The sequence below is a fragment of the Sphingomonas sp. GW821-FHT02B09 genome (assembly GCF_059421875.1).
In genome coordinates, this window is sequence record NZ_JBWKVV010000002.1 from 1,029,288 (window position 1) to 1,049,830 (window position 20,543).

At 68.9% G+C, this 20,543-nt stretch carries 15 protein-coding genes; 12 read left to right on the plus strand and 3 right to left on the minus strand.

Annotation, left to right across the window (positions count from 1 at the left end):
• Positions 1-115 precede the first annotated feature (115 nt).
• The 12 genes from AC07U4_RS12810 to AC07U4_RS12865 all read left to right on the plus strand — a co-directional run bounded on the left by AC07U4_RS12810 (position 116) and on the right by AC07U4_RS12865 (position 16,234).
• Positions 116-1,969 carry a DUF6055 domain-containing protein gene (locus AC07U4_RS12810; RefSeq protein ID WP_495195627.1) on the plus strand — a complete coding sequence of 618 codons (1,854 nt, stop codon included), beginning with the start codon at positions 116-118 and terminating at the stop codon, positions 1,967-1,969.
• 112 nt (positions 1,970-2,081) lie between these two features.
• A complete protein-coding gene (locus AC07U4_RS12815) occupies positions 2,082-2,960 on the plus strand; it encodes a glycoside hydrolase (RefSeq protein WP_495195628.1) in 879 nt (292 codons plus the stop codon).
• Positions 2,961-3,127: 167 nt separating this feature from the next.
• Positions 3,128-4,501: an SWIM zinc finger family protein gene (locus tag AC07U4_RS12820; protein WP_495195629.1), complete on the plus strand. Its 1,374-nt coding sequence runs from the start codon at positions 3,128-3,130 to the stop codon at positions 4,499-4,501.
• Positions 4,494-5,900 (plus strand): DUF5691 domain-containing protein, encoded by a 1,407-nt coding sequence (locus AC07U4_RS12825; RefSeq protein WP_495195630.1) that lies wholly within the window; start codon positions 4,494-4,496, stop codon positions 5,898-5,900. Before AC07U4_RS12820 ends, AC07U4_RS12825 begins: the two co-directional genes overlap by 8 nt.
• Positions 5,897-6,976, plus strand: coding sequence for an ATP-binding protein (locus AC07U4_RS12830; protein WP_495195631.1), 1,080 nt, complete (start codon positions 5,897-5,899; stop codon positions 6,974-6,976). Before AC07U4_RS12825 ends, AC07U4_RS12830 begins: the two co-directional genes overlap by 4 nt.
• Positions 6,977-6,980: 4 nt before the next feature.
• Complete coding sequence (locus AC07U4_RS12835; RefSeq protein WP_495195632.1) at positions 6,981-9,209, plus strand: DUF5682 family protein; 2,229 nt, start codon at positions 6,981-6,983, stop codon at positions 9,207-9,209.
• Positions 9,206-10,378 (plus strand): VWA domain-containing protein, encoded by a 1,173-nt coding sequence (locus AC07U4_RS12840; protein ID WP_495195633.1) that lies wholly within the window; start codon positions 9,206-9,208, stop codon positions 10,376-10,378. Before AC07U4_RS12835 ends, AC07U4_RS12840 begins: the two co-directional genes overlap by 4 nt.
• Before the next feature lie 167 nt (positions 10,379-10,545).
• Positions 10,546-11,328 carry an enoyl-CoA hydratase-related protein gene (locus tag AC07U4_RS12845; protein WP_495195634.1) on the plus strand — a complete coding sequence of 261 codons (783 nt, stop codon included), beginning with the start codon at positions 10,546-10,548 and terminating at the stop codon, positions 11,326-11,328.
• A 93-nt stretch (positions 11,329-11,421) separates the two neighbouring features.
• Positions 11,422-12,897 (plus strand): efflux transporter outer membrane subunit, encoded by a 1,476-nt coding sequence (locus AC07U4_RS12850; RefSeq protein WP_495195635.1) that lies wholly within the window; start codon positions 11,422-11,424, stop codon positions 12,895-12,897.
• The gene (locus tag AC07U4_RS12855) at positions 12,897-14,276 is read left to right on the plus strand and encodes an efflux RND transporter periplasmic adaptor subunit (protein ID WP_495195636.1); all 1,380 of its coding nucleotides are present in this window, start codon (positions 12,897-12,899) and stop codon (positions 14,274-14,276) included. Before AC07U4_RS12850 ends, AC07U4_RS12855 begins: the two co-directional genes overlap by 1 nt.
• Before the next feature lie 32 nt (positions 14,277-14,308).
• Positions 14,309-15,028, plus strand: a complete 720-nt coding sequence (locus tag AC07U4_RS12860; protein ID WP_156143824.1) for an ABC transporter ATP-binding protein — start codon at positions 14,309-14,311, stop codon at positions 15,026-15,028.
• Positions 15,029-16,234 carry an ABC transporter permease gene (locus tag AC07U4_RS12865; protein ID WP_038663043.1) on the plus strand — a complete coding sequence of 402 codons (1,206 nt, stop codon included), beginning with the start codon at positions 15,029-15,031 and terminating at the stop codon, positions 16,232-16,234.
• Between the two features lie 340 nt (positions 16,235-16,574).
• Here AC07U4_RS12865 and AC07U4_RS12870 read toward each other — a convergent pair whose 3' ends face one another.
• From AC07U4_RS12870 to AC07U4_RS12880, 3 genes are all read right to left on the minus strand, one after another.
• Positions 16,575-17,198, minus strand: coding sequence for a nucleotidyltransferase family protein (locus tag AC07U4_RS12870; RefSeq protein WP_038663041.1), 624 nt, complete (start codon positions 17,196-17,198; stop codon positions 16,575-16,577).
• Positions 17,185-18,108 (minus strand): XdhC family protein, encoded by a 924-nt coding sequence (locus AC07U4_RS12875; protein WP_495195637.1) that lies wholly within the window; start codon positions 18,106-18,108, stop codon positions 17,185-17,187. The genes AC07U4_RS12870 and AC07U4_RS12875 overlap by 14 nt, the downstream gene beginning before the upstream one ends.
• A 113-nt stretch (positions 18,109-18,221) precedes the next feature.
• Entirely contained in the window at positions 18,222-20,414 is a 2,193-nt protein-coding gene (locus AC07U4_RS12880; protein ID WP_495195638.1) for a molybdopterin cofactor-binding domain-containing protein, read from the minus strand.
• Positions 20,415-20,543 lie beyond the last annotated feature (129 nt).

Below are 20,543 nucleotides of genomic sequence, written 5' to 3' on the forward strand. Positions count from 1 at the left end.
AACCATGTGGTCGATGCCGTCGAACGTACCGGCAACACGTCCGGGATCGCTCACGGCGTAGCGATCGATGCGTGTGCAACTACCCCGGGGGGAAACGATGAAGAAGCAATTTTCCGTGATTCTGGCGTCCGGTCTGGCCGCTACGATCGTCTTCGCCGCGGCGGCAGTCTCTACGGGCGGTACGTCGGACCAGCCGGGATCGCGCGACGAAACTGTTACGTCCGGCACCCCGGGCGCCCCGGCCAACGCCTATACGCCCGTCACGAACGCTGGTCCGGACGACATCGCAACCGTTCTCGGCTGCCAGTCGCGGTCTGTTGCGCTTCCGTGGGGCGATCTCGGCTATCGGATTTGGACGCCGACGAACAGGCGAAGGGATGAGGGAACCCCGGCGAATGCGGGGGTTCGCATCGGCGCGCCCTTTGCCGCGCGGCTCATCCAGGCCTATGGGTTCGATACCGAATTCTCGCGGCGTACGGCGATCTTCGAATTCACCGATGGATGTCGGCGCCAATATCAGACCGCGTCCTTTTCCGGTGACGATGTAAGGTACGTCGCCGACCAGATCGATCGGCATCCGCTGCCCACCGACAGCGAGACCTACGCAAGCGATGTCGGCCGGGAAGGGCGGGTCACCCCGGCGCAGATCGCTAGCGGTGAGGTCCGCCAGTATGAGACGCAGCATTTCAACATCCTGTACGGGACGGCGACCGGCAATTTCAGCTATACCTATATCGCCAACCGGGGCGGCGATTGGCAGACGTTCCTCACCGGGGCGGCCAAAACGCTGGAGGATGGCTGGATCCTGGCGAAGGTGATCGCCGGCGCGCCGATGCCTTACGCCTCGGCACCGACGAAAAAGAAGATCAACGTGTATATCTGCGGCACCGGGCTGCCGTTCATCCGCGATGGTGACAATCGGGATTGCCGGGCCTCGGCGCTCGACGCGATCACGGCGAGCAGCGCGTACCTCATGCGAGGTTCGACGGTCACCACGCATGAGTTCGGCCACACCATCCAATATTATTCCGGCGGGTTCCGCGACAAGACGGAAGCCGGACCGATCTGGGAGACGGGCGCCAACTGGCTTTCGTTTACCGTGTCGCCGACGATCGACAACGATATGGGCTATTATTACAGCAATCTGGAGAACGGACCATTATGGTCGACCTCGCGCTACGGCGCCTATGCGTTCAAATCCTACCTGTTCGAAAAGGATAACACCCGGCCGTTCCTCTGGTCGACATGGACCGGCAATCTGCGCAACGCCAATGGCGCCTCGACCGAGGACTGGACCGAGGCGCTCGTCCGGCTGGCGACGGCTGCGGGCGTGTATCCCGACGGCTATCGCAGTTTCGCCGACGACATGGGATGGTATGGTGCGCGGCTGGCGACGGGCGATCTGCTCAACCAGAAAGCGTTGCTGGATATCCGCAACACCCGTTATGTGGCGAAACTGTTCACGCCGTTGGCGACGACCGGTACGTCCGGCACCTATGCATCGCCCGATACGCGCCCGCTGCTGCAATGGGGTACGCACATCATTCCGCTCTCGCCGGAGCAGACGGACTCGGCCGTGACCGCCGCGGTGCGGGGTGGGACCGGTGACAATGCGGCGGCGTGGCGCTGGGCGATCGTCACGCTCGCGGCCGACGGCACGCCGCGCTATTCCTCTCTGGGTCGCGTCGCCGGCCTGGCGAGCGGAACGGCGGTATCGCTGACTGCGGCCCCCGACACCAGAATGTATCTCGTGGTGACGGCGACGCCCTATGCCTATCAGTCGCTCGGCTGGCAGCCGGCCGGTGCGGTGAGAGGGAATACCTTCCCCTATACGGTGGTTCTCACCGGCGCGACGCCGCTGACGGGATCGACCTCGGTGTGCACGTCGGTGCCGTCAGGACAGCAAGGTCAGGATCTCAACTACAACACGAACGGCCATTCGAATAGTGCGATGCCATGCGGAGGATGACCGGGGCGGGCGTGTGGGCGGAGGGCTTGCGCCCCACGGCGCGGCGCGTCCGTCTGCCGGCGCGCGCACCGTTCGCCATCCCGCGTTGTCGCATGCACCGGAAAGAGGCGGGATGACGGGCCGGATCCGCTTTGAGACGGTCAGTCTCGCCGTCTCACTGTCGGTCCTGGCGGCGTGCGCACCGGTAACGCCGCCGCCGCCGCGCCTCGCGCTCGCCCCATTTTATGCACGATATCTCGATGCGCAGGGTATCCCCGTCACCGGGTCGACCAGGGTATCCCGGCGTGCGCTACGCCGCGCGCGCCGCATCGTGATTCAGATGCTCGCGCACCGGCCCGATGTCCACGCCGCACTCGTCGCGATGGGCGAACGCGTCGCGATCATGGCGCAGCAGGAGGGAACGACGGACCTGCCCGAACAGGCGGACTGGAAGAAACCGACAATCGACGATCCCGTGCTCACCGTCTGCGAGCGCAAGCATTATCAGGAGCGGATCGGTCGCCTGACCGACCGCGACTATTGGAACGGCCGGGCGCGCGGCATGGGCGGCATATTGACCAGTGGTGCTGAGGAAAATCTGCTGGCGATCCCGCATACCGGCTATTTCGGCGAGAACATCTTCGTTCACGAATTCTCGCACGCGATCATGGCGGGCGTCGAGCGCGCCGATCCCGGTCTCTATGCCCGCATCCTCGCGCAATATGCCGTAGCAAAGCGGCAGAGGCTCTGGACGGGCGAATATGCCGAGACCACGGCTGCGGAATATTGGGCGGAAGGGACGCAATTCTGGTTGAATTCGAACAAACTGGCGGTGATCGACGGCCGGTCCATCCTGTCCGATCGAGATCTGCTCGCCTACGATCCCGCTTTGTACGCGCTGCTCGGGCAGGTGTATGGGCGCCGGCATCATCTGAACGCCGACGCCTTTTACCGGCATCCGGCGCGGGTGCCGCCCGGCCCGATTGTCCACTCGACTGCCGAGCGTTGCTGAAGCGATCGCGGACGTTCCGTCGCGGCTTGGCGCCATCGAGCGGATCCCGGCCGGCGGCCGTCCACGACGCAGCCGCCCCTCGGCCGCAGGCCGCCCTGAATGCGGTTTGAGACCTCACGATCGCTCTCTATCATGGATCCGGAGCCAAATGGGGCGAGGGCGGCGTGGTGATCGACTTGAGGACGGTGGAACAGCTTGCCGCCGACCAGGCCTCGCTCAAGGCTGCGGCGGGTCTCGCGAAGCCCGCACGATGGTCCGGCATCGGCACGAGTCACGACGCGGCGCTGATCTGGGGCGAATGTGCCGGGTCCGGCGCCAATCCCTATCGGGTGATGGCCGACCTGCGCGACCTGGCGAGCAAATGCACCTGCCCCTCGCGCAAATTCCCGTGCAAACACGCTCTTGCATTGTTCTGGCTGTATGCAGAAGCGCTTCTTGCCTTTCCCGCTGCGGAGACGCCCGCGTGGGTGACCGAATGGCTGGGGCGTCGACGCTCGACCGCAGCGCCCAAGCCCCTGATGCCGGTGGCGGACAAGAACCTGCACGCTGCCCGGATCGCCGAGCCTGAAGCGGTTCCCGACGCCAGGACCGCGGCGCGACGCGCGGCGGCCGGGGCCAGGCGTGCGGAAGAGACCGGGCGGGCGATCCGCGACGCGTTGGACGCGCTCGAGCAATGGGTAGGCGACCAGCTTCGCCTCGGCCTTGCCGGTTTCGTCGACGACGTGACGGTGCGCTGTCGCCGCATCGGCGCGCGACTGGTCGACGGCAAGGCAGCCGCATTGGCAGGCCATGTGGACGACTTGCCCGCTCGATTGCTTGCGCTGCCGGCCGGCGACCGGGTGCGCGGCGCGGTGGTGGAACTGGCGCGGCTGGTGCTGCTCGCACGGGCCTTCCGCGCCGATCCCCGCGACCCGGAGCTGCGGCGCGCCGTCGCGTCGGCCGAAAGCCGCGAGACCCTGCTGGCCGATCCGGCCGTGCCGCGGGTCACCGCCGCCTGGGACGTGCTTGCGGAGCGGGTCCGTACCCGCCGCGACGGGCTGGTCTCGCAGGCGACCTGGCTGCTCAACCTGACCGAAGGTCCCCGTTTTGCGATGCTGCTCGATTTCTTTCCGGCCAGCGCCGGACGGCGCGCGACGGTGTTCACCCCGGGCGAACAGTTCGTCGGCGAGCTGCTGTTCTTTCCTGCGCGCGTCCCGCTGCGCGCCATGCTGATCCAGCGCGAGGCGGCGCTGGTCGATGGTCCGTCGCTCGACTGGCCGCCGGCGGATACGCCGTTGCAGGAAGCATTGGCCGCGCCGTTGCTCGCCGAGCCATGGGCCGCGGAGCGACCGATCCTGCTTCCGCCGGGACGGATCGGCTTCGATCGTGCCGGCACGTCATGGTGGCTACCGCGCGAAGGCACCGCGCGGCTGCCGCTGGCGGGCGGTGCGGAAGGGTTGATCGCCGGCACCGAGCTGACGCGCAGCGCGGCGCTCTGGTCGGGCCGCCGGCTGGAGATGCTCGCAGCGCGGACGCCCTGGGGGCGTATCGGCCATGGCTGAAACCCTGCTCGACGCGCTCGGCCCGGTGCTGACGCGCTGGACGATCGGCGGCAGCGCGATACCGGCCGCCCCCGCCGCCTGGCGCGATGCGCTGGGGGATGACATCGGAGAAGCCGAATTGCGGCTGCTGGCGTTGTCCGGGCAATTGCTCGGAGCGCTGACGGTCGCCGAGCCCGCGGGCGAGGTGCGGCCACGCGGCGACATCCCGTCCCTTGCCCGGCCGCCGTTTCCCGAGCCGTTGCGGCCACGTGTGCGGCGGCTGCTCCAGGCACTGCGCGAGCCGTCGTTGCGCCGCCACCTGCTCGTCTTTCTCGACGGTCGGGGCTGGACGCTTCATCCGGGCGATTGGATGCCCGGACCGGGCGAGGACATACCCGAGGTCTATGCGCCATGGCAGGATTGGGCCGACGCCTCGCAATCGCGATCGGACAGGCCGGAGGTTCTTGATGCCGGGAGCTGGGACAGCTTCGGTCCGGCCATGCGTCATGCCGCTTTCGCTGCGTTGCGCCGGCAGGATCCCGCCCTGGCAGCCGGGCTGCTCGCGGAGAAGATCGGCGGCGAGGCGCCCGGTCATCGCCTGCGGTTCGCCGAGGCGATGGCGACGGGTCTGTCCGACGCCGATCGACCGTTGCTCGAACGCCTGACCAGCGACCGTGCGCCGCGCGTGAAGGCGGTGGCGGCAGCGCTGCTGGCGCGGCTGGGTCATGGCGATGCCGCCGATGCGGATGCGACCGAACTAGCGGGGTTTTTCTCCCTTCAAACGCGGGGCCTGTTGCGCCGTACCCACGCGATCGTACCGCAGGCCGCGAAGACCGCGGCGCAGCGGGATCGCCGCGCGGCGCTTTTCCAGACGGTGTCCTTCGATGCCTTCGCGCGGGCGCTCGACCTGTCCCCGGCCGATCTTGCCGAGGCTTGGCCGTGGGGGAGCGAGGTGCACGTGGATTTGCTGTGCGCGGCCATGGCGGCACGCTCGGCGACCGATGCGATCATCGCCACGATCATGGCGGCGCTGACGGCGGCAGCCGCGATCGATCTGACCATTTTGATGCAGCTTCTGCCGCGCTTGACCGCGGCGCAATGTCGGCAGATCGCGATCTATCTGCTGCGCGCGAAGGGGGCCGGCTTTGCGATGGCACTGATCGTCGCGGGCGGCGCTGGCGGGATCGACGAGGCGATCGCCACTCCCGCGGGCGAGGCGCTGCTCGCCGCCCTCGGATCGGACGATGCCGCGCACGCCGATCAGGCGGTCGAACTCCAGGCATTGGGCCTGCTCGCCTCGCGCGCAGCGGCGGCGCAGGCGCTCGAACGACTGGCGGCGACGGGGCTGATCGCCTCCGATCCGCGGCTCGACATGCTGCGGATCAATGCTGCGCTCGAAGACAGGAGACCAACCGAATGAGCGAGATGCTGCGCCTGCCCGCCGAGGCGATCTATGCCGGTGAACTCGCCGCGCTGGCCGCCGGTGATGCCGATCGGCGCCCGTCCGGCTGGGCGCTCTCGCCGAAAGTGGTGGTCACCTATCTGATGGGCGGTACCGCCGCCGACGGCACACCGGTCACACCCAAATATGTCGGTGACCGGCGGCTGATCGAGACGGCCGTGGCGACGCTCGCCACCGATCGTGCGCTGCTGCTGCTTGGGGTGCCGGGCACGGCCAAATCCTGGGTGTCCGAGCATCTCGCCGCCGCGGTCGCGGGCGATTCGACGATGGTGATCCAGTGCACGGCCGGGACCGACGAAAACCAGGTCCGCTACGGCTGGAATTATGCGCAGCTGCTCGCGCACGGGCCAAGTCGCGAGGCGTTGGTGGCCACTCCGATGATGCGCGCCATGGAGGCGGGCAAGCTCTGCCGGCTGGAGGAGTTGACCCGCATGGGATCCGACGTGCAGGACACGTTGATCACCGTGCTCTCCGAAAAGATGATGCCGATCCCGGAGCTGAACAGCGCGGTATATGCCCGTCGCGGGTTCAACATCATCGCCACGGCCAACAACCGCGACAAGGGCGTCAACGAACTCAGCTCGGCGCTCAAGCGGCGGTTCAACGTGGTGGTGTTGCCGCTGCCCGGCAGTGCCGAGGAGGAAGTGGCGATCATCGTCAAGCGGGTCGGCGAGATGGCGCAGAGCCTCGACCTGCCGGCGCCCAGGAATGTCGCCGAGGAAGTGGCGCGGGTGGTCGCGATCTTCCGCGAACTGCGAGCCGGGTCGACCGAGGACGGCAAGGTCGCGCTCAAGTCGCCCTCGGGCGGGTTGTCCACCGCCGAGGCGATCGGCGTGATGGTCGGCGGGATCAGCCAGGCGACCTTCTTCAACGACGGTCGGCTCACGCCCGGGACGTTGGCCGCCACCATGATCGGCGCGGTGGTGAAGGATCCCGTGCAGGACAAAGCGGTGCTCGGCGAGTATCTCGAGACCGTGCTCAAGAAACGCCGGGGGTTCGAAGACTATTATGCCTCGCTGTCCGAGCTGATCTGACGCGATGGTGGCGGCAGTCTCGCTGTTCGGCATCCGCCATCACGGTCCCGGTTCGGCGCGGCGGCTGGTGGAGGCGCTCGACGCGCTCCAGCCCGGAACGGTGTTGATCGAGGGCCCCGCTGATGCATCGCATCTGCTGCCGATGCTCGCCGACCCGGCGATGGTGACGCCCGTCGCGTTGCTGACCTATGCCGAGGATGATCCCGCCGACGCCCGCTTCTTTCCCTTCGCCGACTATTCGCCCGAATATCAGGCGGCGCGCTGGGCGGTCGCGCATGACGCCGCGCTCCGCTTCATCGACCTGCCGGCCAGCGACCGGCAAGGCGGTTCGGAAGGCGGCGCAGAGTCGGATGCAGCCGAGGCCGAGGCCAACGTCGATCCGATCGGCCGCGATCCGATCGGCCAGCTCGCAGCGGCCGCCGGCTATGCCGACGGCGAATCCTGGTGGGCCGATGTCATCGAGGAAAATCCCGGCTCGACGCCGGTCTTCGCCGCGGTAGCCGATGCGATGACCGCGCTCCGCGGCGAGGCCGGAACCCTCTCCGCCTATGAGGCCGCGCGTGAAGCCCATATGCGTCTCGAGATCGCCCGGGCCGCCAAGGAAAGCGACCTCCCGATCGCGGTGGTGTGCGGCGCCTGGCACGTCCCCGCATTGGCGGCCAAGATCAACTTCACCGCCGATCGCGCATTGCTGAAGGCGCGATCCAGGACGAAGGCGAGGGCGACATGGGCGCCCTGGACCGCGCCTCGTCTTGCCCGGGCGAGCGGCTATGGTGCTGGCGTGGTCGCGCCCGGCTGGTGCGCGCATCTCTGGGCCACGCGTCATTCCGGTCACCGCGACGCGATATGGCTTGCGCGGATCGCACGGGAGTTGCGCGCGCGCGGCCATTCGGTCTCGACGGCCGCGGTGATCGAAGCGCAGCGGCTGGGGCATGCGCTTGCTGCCCTGCGCGATCGCCCGCATCCCGGTTTCGAGGAACTGCGCGAAGCCGCGATCGCCTGTCTGTGCAATGGCGAACATGCGCTATGGGACGATATCTCCGCCGAATTGCTGATCGGTTCCGCGGTCGGGTCGATCCCCGCAGACACGCCGCTTGCCCCGCTGATCGAGGATCTGCAGCGTCAGCAAAAGGCCACGCGACTGAAGCCCGAGGCGCTGGAACGCGCCCTGACCCTCGACCTGCGCAGCGACAGCGGGCTGGCGCGTTCCACGTTGCTCCACCGGCTCAACGTGCTCGACGTGCCCTGGGGGCGCCTCGCCGATGCCGGCCGCAGCCGCGGGACGTTCCGCGAGAACTGGATCCTGGCCTGGCAACCCGAATTCGCCGTGCGACTGATCGAGAATCTCGTCCATGGATCGACGATCGCCGCCGCCGCCGCCGCGCGGCTCGGCGAGGCGATGCAAGCGCAGCCCGATCTTCCCAAACTGGCCACCCTCGTGCGCGATGCGATGGTCGCCGATCTGGCCGGCGCCACCGACGCGGGCATCACGCTCCTCGAACGGCGGGCCGCCTTGACCAGCGACGGGCAGGCGCTGCTCGCGGCGCTGCCGCCGATGGCCGACGTCCTCCGCTATGGCGAGGCAAGATCCGGAACGGTCGAGCATCTCGCCGGACTGATGCCGCGGATCGCGGTGCAGGCGGCGTTCGCCTTTCCCTATGCGGCGCGCAATCTGGATGCCGATGCGGCGGCGACCCTGCGCGATGCAGTCGTTGCGGCGGATGGCGCGATTCAGCTGGCGCAGCTTGCATCCGATATCGTCGCCACCTGGCACGCGTCGTTGCGCCGGTTGTGCGACGACGGGCAGGTCACGCGGCTGATCGCGGGCGTCGCTGCCCGTCTGCTCTACGAAGCGGAGGTGCTCGGTGCCGACGAAGCCGCCGGGCTGCTCGCCCGGATGCTGTCGCCGGCATTGCCTGTCGCCGACGCCGCTGGCTTTTTCGAAGGCTTTCTTGAAGGCGCGGGGCAGCGGCTTCTCCATGATACGGCGTTGCGCGAGGCGGTCGATGGCTGGCTCGTCGGGTTGGACGAGCATACGTTCGTGGCCAACCTGCCGCTGTTCCGGCGGGTGTTCGCCGCGCTCGACCGGAACGAGCGTCGCCGGCTGATAGACGTCGTGCTCGGCCGGTCCGGCACGGCCGCGCGCGGCTATCGGCTGCTGCCGGGCGCCGCGGCGATATGGCCGGCACATGAGACGCGCGTCATCGCGTTGATGACGGGAGCGTCGCGATGAGCGAGGACGAACGGTGCCGCCGCTGGATGCTGGCTTTGGGTGTCGAGGACGGCGGGGGCGGGGCGTCGCCGCTGTCCGAAAGCGATCGCCGCCTATCTGACGCATTGTCCGCGCTTTATGGTGATGGCGAGGACGGCAGGAAGGGCCGGGGCGGGCTCGGCGGTTCGGCGCCGCGTGTCGCCAAATGGCTCGGCGACATCCGCCAATTCTTCCCCACGCCGGTTGTTCAGGTGATCCAGAAGGATGCGTTCGAGCGCAAGGGGCTGCGCCAGATGTTGCTCGAACCCGAGTTTCTGGCGACCGTCGAAGCCGATGTCGGGCTTGTCGCCGATCTGGTCGCGCTGCGCGGGGTGATGCCGGACAGGACCAGGGACACCGCACGGGCGGTGATCGCGAAGGTCGTCGCGGAGCTCATGACGTTGCTGGAGGTGCGCACGGCGAATGCGATCCGCGGCGCACTCGACCGCTCGCGCAGGACCAACCGGCCGCGTTTCGCCGATATTGACTGGCCGCGCACGATCCACGCCAATCTCGCAACCTATCAGCCCATGCATCGGACGGTGGTGCCGGAGCGACTCATCGGTTTCGTGCGCCGGCAGCGGCGCATCGTCGATCTGGACGAGGTCATCCTGTGCGTCGACCAGTCGGGTTCGATGGCGACTTCGGTGGTCTACGCCTCGATCTTCGCCGCGGTGATGGCGTCGCTGCCGGTCGTCGCCACGAGGCTCGTCTGCTTCGACACGGCGATCGTTGACCTGACCGAGGAACTGGCGGATCCGGTCGAGGTGCTGTTCGGCGTCCAACTCGGCGGGGGCACCGACATCAACCGTGCCGTCGCATATTGCGAGGATCGCATCGAGCGGCCGGCCAAGGCGCATCTCGTATTGATCACCGATCTGTACGAGGGCGGCGATGCCGATGCGCTGGTCGATCGGCTCGCGCGGCTGACGATATCGGGCGTCAACGTCATTGTGCTCCTCGCACTGACCGACAGTGGCCGCCCCTCCTATGACCCTGCTCTTGCGGCGCAGGTGGCGGCGCTGGGCATTCCCGTGTTCGCCTGTACGCCGGACCAGTTTCCCGAACTGATGGCCACTGCCCTTCGTCGTGAGGACGTCCATGGCTGGGCAGCCGACCGCGATATCAAACTGGTGCGTTCGGATGCGTGATGGCCGCCGCGTCCAAATGACGTTGCGTCTCGCATCAGGGCGCCGGGGCCGGGCTGTTCCGGCCGCACCGGCCGACGCATTGCCACGCTCGCCGATGCCGGGTAGCGGTCGCGGTTAACGAGGCCGGTGCCGGGAAGATCGGTATGACGGCAGGAGAGGGGCGCAACATGACCTACCAGCATATTCTGGCCGAGTCGCACGGTGACGTCCGCGTCCTGACCCTCAATCGTCCCGACCGCCTCAACGCCGCACCGCCGGCGCTGTTCGACGAATTGCGCGACGCGCTCGGCGATCTCGGCGGCGCGCGCGCGGTTCTGATCGCCGGGGCGGGGCGGGCGTTCTGCTCCGGCGCCGACGTCGCCGGCGGTGCGCTCGGCGGCGACAATCCCGGTGAGGCGACCCATGGGGCGCTCACCGACCATTACAATCCGACGATCGCGGCACTCTTCGACCTTCCGGTACCGGTGGTCAGCGCGGTGCGCGGCCCCGCCGCGGGGATCGGGTGCAGCCTCGCGCTTGCCGCCGATTTCTGCGTCGCGAGCGATACCGGCTATTTCCTCCAGGCCTTCGTCAACATCGGCCTCATTCCCGATGGCGGCGCGACCTGGATGCTGCCGCGGCTGATCGGCCGCGCCCGCGCCACCGAGATGATGCTGCTCGGCGAGCGCGTCCCCGCCGCGAAGGCGCTCGACTGGGGAATGATCCACAAGGTCGTCGCCGACGACGCGCTCGACGCCGAGGCACTGGCGCTGGCGACGCGGCTCGCGGCCGGGCCGACGCGTGCGCTCGGATTGATGCGGCGTGCGCTCGGGCGGGCGCTGGAAAGCGATTATGCCAGCGCGCTCGCTGCCGAGGCGGATGCGCAGCGGCAGGCGCGCGGCTCGGCGGATTCGCATGAGGGCGGCATCGCCTTCCTCGAGAAGCGCAAGCCGGTCTTCACCGGCCGGTAGGGCGCGCGCATGTGTCCGCGCGGACATTCCGGCGACACACATTGCGACACAAAAAGGCTGGACGCCGCAGTGTGTTGGCCACACGATACGGCGATGGCCCGTGTTCCCGTCCTGTTGCTCGTGACCGCCGCGCTGGCCGGCTGTACCGTCGGCCCCGATTATCACCCGAAGAGCGCCGCGGATCTCGGCGTGCCCGATGCCTATTCGGTGCCGGCGCAGCAGACCGCCGAGGACCTTACCCGCTGGTGGTCGAACTTCGACGATCCGGTGCTCGGCCAGCTCGTCGACCAGGCACGGCTCGCCAATACCGATGTCGCGCAGGCGATCGCGCGGCTGCGGCAGGCACGCGAATCGCTGGTGCAGAGCCGCGCCTCGCTGTTGCCGACGCTATCCGGTTCGGCGGGCTATCAGCGTAACGAGAATCTGCGCGGCGGCGGCCGTTCGTTCACCTTGCCCGACGGCACCGTGGTCGACACCGGCGGCGGCGGCACCAACAGCTTCTCCGCCGGCCTGTCGGCGAGCTATCAGCTCGGCCTGTTCGGCGAGGTGCGCCGCACCGTCGAGGCGACGCGCGCGCAATATGAGGCGAGCGGCTTCGACTATGCGACGACGTTGCTCACCGTCGAGAGCGAGGTGGCGACCAATTACGTGCTCGCCCGCGCCTATCAGGCGCAGCTCGCCAATGCTCGCGCCAGCCTCGCCATCCAGGACGACAATCTGGAGATCGCGGGGTTTCGCGTGCAGGCCGGGCTGGTCTCGTCGGTCGACGTCGAGCAGGCGCGCAGCCAGCGCGCGCAGACCGCCGCGACGGTGCCGCAGATCGAGCAGCAATATGCCGCCGCGGTTGCGCGGCTCGGCGTGCTGACCGGGCAGGCACCGGGTGCGCTGCGCAGCGCACTGGCGGCGGCAAGGCCGATCCCGCGCGGCCCGGTGACGGTCGGCGTCGGCATCCCCGCCGATGCACTGCGCCGCCGGCCCGACGTCCGCGCGGCGGAACGCTCGCTGGCGTCGGCGACCGCGCAGATCGGCGTCGCCAAGGCGCAGCTCTATCCGGCGCTGGCGATCAGCGGCAATATCAACACCAATGCGACCGGCATCGGCAGCCTCGGCGATGCAATCACCGGCAGCCTGTTCGCCGGGCTGACGCAGGCGATCTTCAACGGCGGCCGGCTGCGCAGCCAGGTGCGATCGAACGAGGCGGCGGCCGACGCCGCGCTCGCCGCCTATCGCGGCACGGTGCTGACCGCGCTCGAGGATATCGAGAATGCGATCGTCGCGCTCGATGCCGCGCGCCAGCGCGAGACGCAGTTCCGCATCGCCTATGACGCCGCCAATGCCTCCGCGATCCTCGCGCGCAGCCAGTATCGCAGCGGCCTCACCGATTTCACGACGCTCAACCAGCAGGAGGCGGCGCTGCTCTCCGCGCAGAACGGCCTGACCTCGGCGCGGTCCGATCAGGCGACCGCGCTGGTCTCGCTCTACAATGCGCTCGGCGGCGGCTGGGACGCGAGCGTCGTCCCGCAGGCGCCCGAGCGCACCTCCCGAACTCCCGTGTCAGAGACCCGCTGATGGCCGAACCGATCGACGACTTTCTCGGCGTAAAGCCGGTGCCGGCATGGCGGCGTTACATCAAATGGGTGTTCGTCGCGATCGGCGTGGTGCTGCTCGCGCTGCTGCTCAAGAGCTGCTTCGGGCCGAAGGCGGAAGCGGGCTATGCGACGCAGGCAGCCGAACGCGGCAACCTCACCGTCACCGTCTCGGCGACGGGCAAGCTCGCGCCGACCAATCAGGTGACGGTCGGGTCGCAGCTTTCCGGGCTGGTCACCAAGGTGGTGGTCGACGTCAACGACCGCGTCAGCGCCGGCCAGCCACTCGCGCTGATCGATCCGCAACAGATCGACGACCAGATCCGCCAGCAGCAGGCGCAGATCGCCGCCAATCAGGCGCAGGTCAATCAGGCGCAGGCGACCGTCGCCGAGAGCCGTGCGCAGCTCGCCCGGCTGGAGGAGGTCTACAAGCTGTCCAACGGCCGGGTGCCGTCGGGGACCGAGCTCCAGACCGGCCGCGCCGATTACCAGCGCAGCGTCGCCGCATTGAAGGTGGCGCAGGCGAACGTCGCCGCGGCGCAGGCGGCGCTGGCGCAGAACCAGACGCAGCGGGCGCGTGCAATCATCCGCTCGCCGGTCAACGGCGTCGTGCTCGCGCGCCAGATCGATCCGGGCGCGACCGTCGCCGCCTCGTTCAACACGCCGACGCTGTTCGTCATCGCCGAGGACCTCAGCAAGATGAAGCTGGAGGTCGCAATCGACGAGGCCGACGTCGGCGAGGTCAAGGTCGGGCAGAAGGCCAATTTCACCGTCGACGCCTTTCCCGGCCGCACCTTTCCGGCGACGATCACGCGCGTCGATCTCGGCTCGAACCTGACCGTCAGCTCGGCGAGTTCGACCTCGACGACGACCAGCACGACGTCGACGACCGGGCAGGTGGTGAGCTATGCCGCCGATCTCACCGTCGCCAATCCTTCGCTCCAACTGCGTCCGGGGATGACCGCGACCGCCGATATCGTCACGTCGGACAAGCAGAACGTGCTGCTCGTCCCCAATGCGGCGTTGCGCTTCAAGCCCGCCGCGGCGGGGGCGGGCGGATCGAGCGGCGGTATCGCCGGCTCGCTGACCTTCCGCCCGCGCCGCGACCGGCCCGAACGGACCGCGACGCTCGGCCGCGGCGCGTCGCAGACGATCTACGTCAAGGACGCCGAGGGCAAGCCGCAGCCCGTGCAGGTGACCACTGGCGACACCAACGGCACGATGACCGAGGTGCTGAGTGGCAATCTCAAGCCGGGTCAGCAGGTTATCACCGGTCAGTTGTCGAGCGGTAACGAGGGCGCGGGTGCGGGCAAGCGCAGCGGCGGCGGCCAGCGCCGGCAGGGTGGCGCGGGTGGCCAGTAACGCCCGCCCGGCGGGCGCGGAGCGGGGAGGGCATCGTGCCTGATCCGATCATCACGATGCGCGACGTCACCAAGGTCTATGGCACCGGGGCGACGCAGTTCCAGGCGTTGAAGGGCGTCGACCTCGATATCCAGGCGGGCGATTTCGTCGCTGTCATGGGGCCGTCGGGGTCGGGCAAGTCGACGACGATGAACATCCTCGGCTGTCTCGACGTGCCGTCGGCGGGCACCTTCCTGTTCCGCGGCCATCCCGTCCAGACGCTCGACCGCGACCAGCGGGCGTTGCTCCGCCGCCGCTACCTCGGCTTCGTGTTCCAGGGGTTCAACCTGCTCAGCCGGACCAGCGCGCTCGAGAATGTCGAGCTGCCGTTGCTCTATCGCGGCGAGGACAAGAAGACGCGCCGCGACCTCGGCATGGCGGCGCTCGAAAAGGTCGGGCTCGATCGCTGGTGGGACCATACGCCCGCCGAACTGTCGGGCGGCCAGCAGCAGCGCGTCGCGATCGCACGCGCGATCGTCACCCAGCCCGACGTGCTGCTCGCCGACGAGCCGACCGGCAACCTCGACAGCGAACGCTCGGTGGAGATCATGGAATTGCTCACCGACCTCAACCGGACGAGCAACATCACCGTGCTGATGGTGACGCACGAACCCGATATGGCGGCGTTTGCGCGGACGGTGATCCATTTCAAGGACGGGCTGGTCGAGAAGATCGAGGCGCAGCACCGGCAGGGCGCGGCGGTGGAGGCCTAGATGCTCGGCACCACGCTCATCCTCGCGCTGCGGTCGATCCGGCGGCATCTGCTGCGCTCGTTCTTGACCATCCTCGGCATCGTCATCGGCGTCGGCGCGGTCGTGACGATGGTGACGCTGGGCAAGGCGACCACCGCCGCGGTGCAGCAGCAGATTTCGGCGCTCGGCAGCAACATCCTCCAGATCCGTCCCGGTCAGGGCTTCGGCCGCGGCGGCGGCGGCCCGCAGCCGCCCAATTTCAAGCCCGAGGACGTCGAGGCGATCGCCAACCAGATCGCCGGCGTCACCGCGGTCGCGCCGCAGGCGAGCGCCTCGGCCACTGCGATCTACGAGGGCGCCAACTGGTCGACGACGATCAACGGCACCACCAGCGCCTTCCTCACCGTCCAGCCCTGGCCTTTGGTGTCGGGCCGCTACTGGACGCCGGCCGAACAGGAGGCGGGCAAGGCGGTGTGCCTGATCGGCAATACCGTGCGCCAGAACCTGTTCCGCGGCGGCGACCCGATCGGCGCGCGCATCCGCCTCGGCAACGTGAGCTGCGACGTGATCGGTGCGCTCAGCACGCGCGGGCAGGGCGGGTTCGGCGATCAGGACGATGTCGTCGTCATGCCGATCAAGACGGTGCAGCGCCGCTTCACCGGCAACCGCGACGTGCGGCTGATGCTGGTCGGCGTCGACACCGATTACCAGACGAGCAATGTCCAGAGCGCGATCACCGATCTGCTGCGCGAGCGGCGGCATATCACCGGGGCGCGCGACGACGATTTCAACATCTTCGACACCAAGCAGATTTCCGACACGCTGACCGGCACGACGACGCTGCTCACCCGCATCGTCGCGGCGGTGGCGGCGATCAGCCTGGTCGTCGGCGGCATCGGCATCATGAACATCATGCTGGTGTCGGTGACGGAGCGGACGCGCGAGATCGGCATCCGCCTCGCGATCGGCGCGGTCGCGCGCGAGGTGCTGCTCCAGTTCCTCGTCGAGGCGGTGGCGCTGTCGTGCCTCGGCGGGATCATCGGGCTGGTGATCGCGCAGGGGGTGATCCTCGCGCTGGTGCCGCTGATGCAGGTGCCGTGGACGTTCGATCCGCAGATCAACATCATCGCCTTCGCGATCTCGGCGGTGATCGGGGTGGTGTTCGGCTATTTTCCGGCGCGACGCGCGGCGGCGCTCAATCCGATCGATGCGCTGCGGCATGAATGACTTAGGCGCCGAACATGGACAAGATGGACACCTGAATGGAAACGATCGTCTCCTATCGTTTCCGTTTTTGCACCGATGAGAAAGAGCGCGGATTCGGCGTCTAGCAAGGCGGCGGGGGTGTAGGACAGACCCCGACAGGGCGATGTTCGGTCGGATGGCGAACGTGTCTGGTTGCCGTCCGATGCTGTGGGCGGTGACCTCCGACCCCATTCCTTTTCGTCATCCCCGCGAAGGCGGGGATCCATAGACGCTGACGCTGCGCAAGAGCCGCCCGGCCTGCGCGTATGGATCCCCGCCTGCGCGGGGATGACATATGGGGGATGACGACGGGGAGGCGGCGTCAGCCGACCGACTGCCGGCCCCGCCGGGTATAGGCTTCCGGCGCGCCGACCAGTTCGCGCAAGCGCTCCAGTTCCTCGGGCGTGTCGACGTCGATCAGCTCGGCGGGGGTCGTCACGACGTGCTTGCCCGCGCGCACCATCTCGCGGGCGCCGGCATCGCCCTCCAGCCCCACGAGCGCATCGAACCGGCCTGCGCCGAACACCGCGGGCGGCTTGGGGGCGCGGCCGTCGCTCGATGCGACGATGGCATTCTCGTCGTCGGCGGCGTCGAGCAACTGGTAAATGTGCGTCGCGGTCACCCGCGGCATGTCGGCGAGCGCCACCACCACCGCCTTGACGCCGCGCGCGCGCGCGCAGTCGACGCCGAGCGCCAGCGACCGGCTGAGCCCCTGATCGGGGTCGTCGTTGCGCACGATCGTGAAGCCGTGCGCGGCATAATCGCATTCGGCGCGGCCGACGACGGCGACGCGCTCGCGGAACGGCATGTCCTCGAGCGCCACCGCAACGTGCAGCCCGAGCGGCCGGCCGAGGAACGGCGCGTCGAGCTTGCTGCCGATATCGCCCATCCGGCGCGACCGCCCCGCGGCGAGCAGCACCAGGACGCAATCCTCAGCCGCGATCATGAAATGCCCCCACCATCGCCGCCGCGATCGACAGCGCGATCTCGGACGGGCCGATCGCGCCGATATCGATGCCGACCGGCGCGTCGATCCGGTCGATCTGCTCCGCATTCAGGCCGGCGGCGGCGAGCCGTTCGCGCCGCGCCGCATGGCTGCGCCGGCTGCCGAGCGCGCCCACATACGGCGCGTTGGTCGCGAGCGCGGCGATCAATGCCGGATCATCGATCTTGATGTCGTGGCTGAGCGTCACGACCGCGGTGGCGGGGCCGGGCTTTAAGGCCTCGATCGCCTCGTCGGGCCAGCGGTCGTCGAGCGTCACGCCGGGGAAGCGCTCCTCGGTGAGGAAGCGCGCGCGCGGGTCGATCACCGTCGTGGCGATGCCGAGCGTGCGCGCCAGTTCGGCGAGCGCCTGCGCGATCTGCACCGCGCCGACGATCAGCAGCCGCCGTGCCGGATCGTAGCGGTTGGCGAAGACCTCACCGGTTTCCAGTGGCTTGAGGTCGCTGTGACCGGTGGCGAGGTCGGTGGTGACGGTGAGCGCCTCGCCGCGCTCGCGCGCCTCGGCGATGCGGTCGAACAATTCGGGGTCGAAGCCCGTCGCCGATACCGGTTGCACCATCACCGCGATCTCGCCGCCGCAGGGCAGGCCGACCTCCCATGCCGCATCGTCGGCGACGCCGTAGCGCTTGAGCTGGAAGGGGGCGCCGGCGATCACCTCGGCGGCGGTCTGGAGGATGTCGCTTTCGACGCATCCGCCGGAGACGGAGCCTTCGAAGCGGCCGTCGGCATGGACGAGCATATGGCTGCCGCGCGGGCGCGGCGCGCTGCCCCAGGTGGAGACCACCGTCGCGAGGGCGAGCGGCTCGCCCTGCCAGTGGCGGGCGGCGGTGAGGACGGAATCGTTTTCGGCCATGTCAGTCTTCCTTGGCACCCGCCGGGCATCACACCCGTTCGTGCTGAGCTTGTCGAAGTACGGTGGGTCTCAATGCCCTTCGACAAGCTCAGGGCGAACGGAGGAGGGCGGTGTTAGAGATCCGGCAATCCTGCCAGCAGTTTGTCGAGCGTCACCGGGAAGTCGCGCACGCGCACGCCGCAGGCGTCGTGGATCGCATTGGCCACCGCCGCGCCCGCGCCGGAGATGCCGAGTTCGCCGACCCCCTTGGCGCCGACCGGGTTGGCGCTGTCGTCGATCTCCTCGACGAAATGCACTTCGATCTGCGGCACGTCGGCGTTCACCGCGACATGATATTCGCCGAAGTCGGGATTGACGAAATGGCCGTTGCGCGTGTCGACCACCGCTTCCTCGCCGAGCGCGTAGGACAGGCCCCAGACCATGCCGCCGATGAGCTGGTTCGCCGCGGTCTTGGCGTTGAGCACGCGGCCGACGTCGAACACGCCGAGCATCCGCCGTACGCGGACCTCGCCGGTGATCGCGTTGACCGCGACCTCGACGAAATGCGCACCGTGGCTCGCCTGGCTGGTCGCCTGCGTCTCGGCGCCGGGGCCGGTCTTGCCGGTGGCGACGATCGGTTCGCCGTGGAGCAGATCGGCGAGCGCGACGCTGCGCCCGCCCGCGACGACATAGCCGTCGTGCAGCGTCAGTTCCTCGGGGGATGCGTTCATGCGTAACGCGAGCGCGGCGATGATGTCCTCGCAGGCGAGCACCACCGCCGAACAGGCGCTGCCCGCGCCGAACGAGCCGCCCGAGCCGGCGCTGGCGGGGAAATCGGTGTCGCCGATGGTCACCGCCACCGATGCCACCGGCAGGCCGAGCATCTCGCCCGCGGTCTGCGCCAGGATCGTATAGGTGCCGGTGCCGATATCGGTCATGTCGCACGCGACCGTCGCGCGGCCGTCGGCGCCGAGTGTCACCCGCGCCTCCGCCTTGACGGTGAAATTGCCGCGCAAGGCCGCCGCCATGCCGTGGCCGATCAGCCAGTCGCCCTCACGCCGCCTGCGCCGCTCCGCCCAGCCGAAGCGGCGCGCGCCCTCGTCGTAGCAATCGAGCATCCGCCGCGTCGAGAAACGCTTGCCGCTGACCGGATCGGCCTCGGGCTCGTTGCGGCGGCGCAGCTCGACCGGATCGAGGCCGAGCCGTTCGGCGAGTTCGTCCATCGCGCATTCGACCGCGAAGGTGCCGATCGCCTCGCCCGGCGCGCGTACCGCGCCGGTGGCGGGCAGGTCGACGCGGACCAGATCGGTGCGGAAGCGCCGTGCCTCGCCGGCATAGAGCGGCAGCGAGCCGAACGGGATCGGTTCGAGGAAGCTGGCATCGTCGTTCTGCGATGCGACGCCCTCATGCGCGAAGGCGGTGATGCGGCCGTCCTCGGTGGCGCCGATGCGGACGCGCTGCGTCGTCGCCGAACGGTGGTGGACGAGATAGGCGGTCTGCGCGCGTGGCAGCGCGATCTTGACCGGTCGGCCGACCGTTTCGGCGGCGATCGCGGCGAGGATCACCTCCGGCCCGACGCCGGTCTTGCCGCCGAAGCCGCCGCCCACGTACGGCGCGAGCACGCGCACGTCGTCCTTGGCGAGGCCGAGCGCCTTGGCGATCGTGCCGCGGGCGCCGCCGATCACCTGATTGCTGGTGCGCACCAGCAGCTTGCCGTTCTCCCACGCGACGGTGCTGGCATGGGGTTCGAGCGCGGCGGGGAAATGCACCGGCGTCGTATAGCTGCGGTCGATCACCACCGGCGCGGCGGCGAGCGCGGCGTCGAGATCGCCGATGTCGACCGGTTTCAGGAAACCGATATCGTGGTCGCGCTGCACCCGCTGCGCCTCGCGGTCGAAGCGGCCGTCGCCGGCTTCGGCATGGACGACGACCAGCGCGGCGGCGTCGCGCGCGATCGTCTGGTCTTCCGCCACGACGATCGCGACGGGCTGGCCGTAATGGAAGATCTGGTCGGTGCCGCTGTGCGCTATGCCTTGCGAATTGCTGCCGCCGGTGACCATCCGCGGGTCGCCGTGGATGACCGCGAGCACGCCGGGCAAGGCCTCGGCGGCGGCGGAGTCGACGCCGGTGATCCGGCCGCTGCCGACCGGCGCGCCGACGATCGCGGCATAGGCGGTGCCGGCCTCCGCGCCCTCATAGGCGTAGGTGGCGGTGCCGCTGACCTTCGCCGGCCCCTCGATGCGCGGGACGGACGCGCCGAGCAGGCCCTGCCGCGCCTGCGCCAGCCCGGCGGGCCGGTAGGCGCGATCCATCGTCATCTCGTTCATCGCGTCAATCCTCTCCCCCGGACGGGGTGGGGGTGATGTAGGATGCGGGGCAGGCAGGGTGAAGGGTGGGATGAGCCGTCCCGTTACTCGTCACCCCGGCCTTGAGCCGGGGTCCCGCTTCTTCTCCCG

Excerpts from the sequence above, each read along its gene's own strand:
- AC07U4_RS12850 (WP_495195635.1), top strand. The coding sequence starts at position 11,422 with ATGGCCCGTGTTCCCGTCCTGTTGCTCGTGACCGCCGCGCTGGCCGGC.
- AC07U4_RS12825 (WP_495195630.1), top strand. The coding sequence starts at position 4,494 with ATGGCTGAAACCCTGCTCGACGCGCTCGGCCCGGTGCTGACGCGCTGG.
- AC07U4_RS12840 (WP_495195633.1), top strand. The coding sequence starts at position 9,206 with ATGAGCGAGGACGAACGGTGCCGCCGCTGGATGCTGGCTTTGGGTGTC.
- AC07U4_RS12815 (WP_495195628.1), top strand. The coding sequence starts at position 2,082 with ATGACGGGCCGGATCCGCTTTGAGACGGTCAGTCTCGCCGTCTCACTG.
- AC07U4_RS12880 (WP_495195638.1), bottom strand. The coding sequence starts at position 20,414 with ATGAACGAGATGACGATGGATCGCGCCTACCGGCCCGCCGGGCTGGCG.
- AC07U4_RS12845 (WP_495195634.1), top strand. The coding sequence starts at position 10,546 with ATGACCTACCAGCATATTCTGGCCGAGTCGCACGGTGACGTCCGCGTC.
- AC07U4_RS12865 (WP_038663043.1), top strand. The coding sequence starts at position 15,029 with ATGCTCGGCACCACGCTCATCCTCGCGCTGCGGTCGATCCGGCGGCAT.
- AC07U4_RS12870 (WP_038663041.1), bottom strand. The coding sequence starts at position 17,198 with ATGATCGCGGCTGAGGATTGCGTCCTGGTGCTGCTCGCCGCGGGGCGG.
- AC07U4_RS12875 (WP_495195637.1), bottom strand. The coding sequence starts at position 18,108 with ATGGCCGAAAACGATTCCGTCCTCACCGCCGCCCGCCACTGGCAGGGC.
- AC07U4_RS12855 (WP_495195636.1), top strand. The coding sequence starts at position 12,897 with ATGGCCGAACCGATCGACGACTTTCTCGGCGTAAAGCCGGTGCCGGCA.
- AC07U4_RS12830 (WP_495195631.1), top strand. The coding sequence starts at position 5,897 with ATGAGCGAGATGCTGCGCCTGCCCGCCGAGGCGATCTATGCCGGTGAA.
- AC07U4_RS12835 (WP_495195632.1), top strand. The coding sequence starts at position 6,981 with ATGGTGGCGGCAGTCTCGCTGTTCGGCATCCGCCATCACGGTCCCGGT.